The following is a 4,477-nucleotide window of genomic DNA, read 5'->3' as shown; positions in this document are numbered from 1 at the left end:
GCATCTCGGCGAGGCGGCCGCGGGAGAGCGGCCGCGGGTGGCCAGGGATCTCGTCCGCGACGCGGTGGCCGAGGTGCTCGGCTACCCGGCCGGCCGGCCGCTGCCCACCGACCGGGGCCTGCTCGATCTCGGCCTCGACTCACTCACCGCGGTGGAACTGCGCAACCGGATCGGCGCCGCCACCGGTCTGCGGCTGCCGACGACGTTGCTGTTCGACCGTCCGACGATCGACGCGCTCGCCGAGCATCTGCGCGCCGAGCTCGCGGCCGCGCTGCCGGGCGGCGCCGCCGACGCGCTGACCCGACTCGCCGACCTGGAGGCCGCCCTCGCCGCGTTGGACCTGCCCGCCGAACGGCCCGGCGACGAGCTGCAGGAGCAGTTGGCCCATCGGCTGTCCTCGCTGCTCACCCGCATAGCCCCAGACCGCACAGCCCCGGACCGCACAGCCCCGGACCGCGCGGACCGGCTCCTGCCCGCCGCCCGTGCCGTCGACGTCAGCTCCGACGACGAGCTGTTCGCGCTCATCGACGGACAGCTCGGCAGCGAATGAGCCCCCCGCCGAGCCCGACGACCCGCCGAGCCCCGAGCACCGCCGAGCCCAGGACGCAGACCCGCAGGACACAAACCCCCAGGACACAGATCCGCAGGACACAGACCCGCAAGACGCAGACCCGCAAGACGCAGAGAGGTGACGTCGGATGACGAACGAGGCGACCGCGGCCACCGAGATCCGGTTGCGGGACTACCTGAAGCGGGTGACCGCCGACCTGCTGGCCACCCGGGCACGGCTGTCGGAGCTGGAGGCCGAACGCACCGAGCCCATCGCCATCATCGGCATGGGCTGCCGGTACCCGGGTGGGGTGCGCTCACCGGAGGACCTCTGGCACCTCGTGCGGACCGGCACGGACGCGATCTCGACGTTCCCCGAGAACCGGGGCTGGGATCTGGCCGGCCTGTTCGACCCGGACCCGGCCCGGGTGGGGCACACCTACGCCCGCGAGGGCGGGTTCCTGCACGACGCCGACCTGTTCGACCCGGCGTTCTTCGGGATCTCCCCGCGGGAGGCGACCGCGATGGACCCGCAGCAGCGGCTGCTGCTGGAAACGTCGTGGGAGGCGTTCGAGCGGGCCGGGATCGCGCCGGACTCGCTGCGCGGCTCGCGCACCGGCGTCTTCGCCGGGGTGATGTACAGCGACTACGGCGGGCGGATCCGGCAGGCCCCGGACGGGCTCGAAGGTTACGTCGGGCTGGGCAGCGCCGGCTCCGTCGCCTCCGGGCGCATCTCCTACACGTTCGGTTTCGAGGGCCCGGCCGTCACCATCGACACCGCCTGCTCCTCCTCGCTGGTGGCGCTGCACCTGGCGGTGCAGTCGCTGCGCCGAGGCGAGTGCGACCTGGCCGTGGCCGGCGGTGCCACCGTGATCGCGACACCCGGGTTGTTCGTGGAGTTCAGCCGGCAGCGCGGGCTGTCCCCGGACGGGCGGTGCAAGGCGTTCGCGGCGGCCGCGGACGGGACGGGATGGGGCGAGGGGGTGGGACTGCTGCTGGTGGAGCGACTCGCCGACGCCCGTCGCAACAATCATCCGGTGCTCGCGATCGTGCGCGGCTCGGCGGTCAACCAGGACGGCACCAGCGGCCAGCTCTCGGCGCCGCACGGCCCGTCCCAGCAGCGGGTCATCCGCCAGGCCCTCGCCGACGCCGGTCTGAAGGCCGGCGACGTCGACGCCGTCGAAGCCCACGGCACCGGCACCCGCCTCGGCGACCCCATCGAAGCCCAGGCCCTACTCACCGTCTACGGCCAGCACCGACCCGCCGACCGCCCCCTCTACCTCGGCAGCCTCAAATCCAACATCGGCCACACCCAAGCCGCCGCCGGCGCCGCCGGCATCATCAAAATCGTCGAAGCCCTCCACCACCACACCCTCCCCCGCACCCTCCACATCGACGCCCCCACCCCCCACGTCGACTGGGACAGCGGCACCATCACCCTGCTCACCGAAGAACAACCCTGGGAACCCAGCCAACGCCCCCGCCGCGCCGCCATCTCCTCCTTCGGCATCAGCGGCACCAACGCCCACATCATCATCGAAGAAGCCCCCCCGGCAGCCGACGAATCCACGCCGGGGACGACCACCGGCGAACCCGGGCCGGTCAGGTTGGTGCGCGCCCGCGGCAACGCGGCGGAAAACGGGACGGCGTCGCCCGCAGACTCGACCGACGTCCCCTCGGACGGCATTGCCGCGGAGACTACTGGCGCTCAGGAAACTCCTATTCCGGTGTTGCTGTCGGGGCACACCGAACAAGCCCTACATGCCCAGGCCGAAAGCCTGCACACCTACCTCACCAACCACCCCGACACCACCCCGCACTCCCTCACCCGTACCCTCACCCACGGCAGAACCCATCACCCACACCGCGCCGCCATCATCACCACCAACAACACCGAACTCCGCGACGCCCTCCACGCCCTCGCCCATCAACAACCACACCCACACCTCGTCCACGCCACCGCCACCCCCCGCGGAAAAACCGTCTTCGTCTTTCCCGGCCAGGGCAGCCAATGGCACGGCATGGCCCGCGACCTCCTCGCCACCTCCCCCACCTTCGCCCATCACCTCACCGCCGCAACCGACGCCCTCAACCCCCACCTCACCTACAACCTTCTCGACCTCCTCACCTCCCCCACCCCGCCCCCCACCACCGTCGACGTCGTCCAACCCGCCCTGTTCGCCGTCATGACCAGCCTCGCCCGCCTCTGGCAACACCACAACATCAACCCCGACACCGTCCTCGGCCACAGCCAAGGCGAAATCGCCGCCGCCCACATCGCCGGCGCCCTCACCCTCACCGACGCCGCGGCCATCGTCGCCCTACGCGCCAACGCCCTCACCACGCTCGCCGGCACCGGCGCCATGGCATCGATCACCCTGCCCGCCACCACCACCCACGACCTGCTCACCGCCTACCCCGACCTCCACATCGCCGCCCACAACAGCCCCACCCACACCATCATCGCCGGCAACCCCGAATCCCTCACCGCACTCCTCCAACACTGCGAAACCCACAACATCCAATCCCGCCGCATCCCCGTCGACTACGCCTCCCACACTCCCCACATCGAACCCCTCCGCACCACCATCACCACCGCCCTCGCACACATCACCCCCACTCCCGCCACCATCCCCTTCTACTCCACCCTCACCAACACCTACCAGGACACCACCACCCTCACCGCCGAATACTGGTACCAGAACCTCCGCAACCCCGTCCTCTTCCACCCCGCCGTCACCACCCTCCACCACAACAACCACACCACCTACATCGAAATCAGCCCCCACCCGGTCCTCACCACCGCCGTCACCGAAACCCTCGACACCACACCCAACCCCGAAAACCCTGGAAATCCTCGAAACCCCGGAAATCCTGGAAACCCCGAAAGGAACAGCACCGAAAACCGCAATCCCGAAAACACCGAAACCAGCCGCCCCACCATCACCATCACCGGCACCCTGCGCCGCGACCACGGCACCCTCCACACCTTCCACACCGCCCTCGCCCACCTCCACACCCACGGCCACACCCCCACCTGGCACACCCCCACCAGCCCCACGCTCAACCCGACCACCGCCCCCACCACCCTGCCCACCTACCCCTTCCAACGACGCCGCTACTGGCTGGAGGACGCAACACCGCCAGGTGACGCGGCAAGCCTCGGCCTGCACGCGACCGGGCACGCGTTGCTGCGAGCCGCCACCACCCTCGGCGACGGCCAGAGCCTGCTACTCACCGGCCGGGTCTCCAGCCGCGTCCACGGCGAGTGGGCGCAGCACACCGCCGGGGGCACCGCGGTGCTGCCGCCGGCCGCGATCCTGGAGCTGTCCTTCCAGGCGGCGCGGCTGCTCGGCGGGCTGGGCGTCGACGAGCTGACGATCAACCGGCCGGTGCTGCTGCCGGCCGAGGGCGATGTGGACCTTCAGCTCGCCGTGGCGGCGCCGGACACCGGCGCGCAACGTTCCTTCACCGTGCACGCCCGCCCCCACGGGCCGGCCGACGCCGGCGACCAGGCCGACGACGACCTCGGCGAGCAGGTGAACCGCCCCTGGACGACCCATGCCACGGGGGTGCTGGCGCCCGCGGCGTCGCGGCGCGCGCAGGCGCCGGCAAGCTGGCCGCCGGCAGATGCCGAGGAGATACCGGTCGACGAGATCGACGCCCGCCTCGCCACTCTCGGCCTGGCGCACGGTCCCGGCCTCGACGGCACACAGCGGCTGTGGCGGCGCGACGGCGAGCTGTTCGCCGAGATCGCGCTCCCCGAACGCGGCGCGGACGAGCTGGGCCACTTCGGTCTGCACCCCGCGCTGCTGACGGCGGCGTTGAGTCCGCTGCAGGCCGGTCTCGGCCGCGCCGCCGGCCACAACCCTGGCACCGCCGACGACCCGGCCACCGCCGACGACCCGTCGGCCGCCGGCAACCCAAC

Annotated in this window: 2 protein-coding genes; both read left to right on the top strand. The window is 71.7% G+C overall.

Going from position 1 to position 4,477, the window contains the following annotated elements; translation table 11 throughout:
* Window positions 1-550 (top strand): phosphopantetheine-binding protein (locus ND748_RS26025; protein WP_251748767.1); only part of this gene is annotated, 550 nt, incomplete at its 5' end.
* A gap of 148 nt (window positions 551-698) precedes the next feature.
* Window positions 699-4,477 (top strand): type I polyketide synthase (locus ND748_RS34250; RefSeq protein WP_285902715.1); only part of this gene is annotated, 3,779 nt, incomplete at its 3' end.

Source organism: Frankia sp. AiPs1, from assembly GCF_023716945.1.
Lineage (GTDB): Bacteria > Actinomycetota > Actinomycetes > Frankiales > Frankiaceae > Frankia.
The sequence above is the reverse complement of the archived record's forward strand: the minus strand, read 5'-3'. Positions and strand labels throughout refer to the sequence as shown.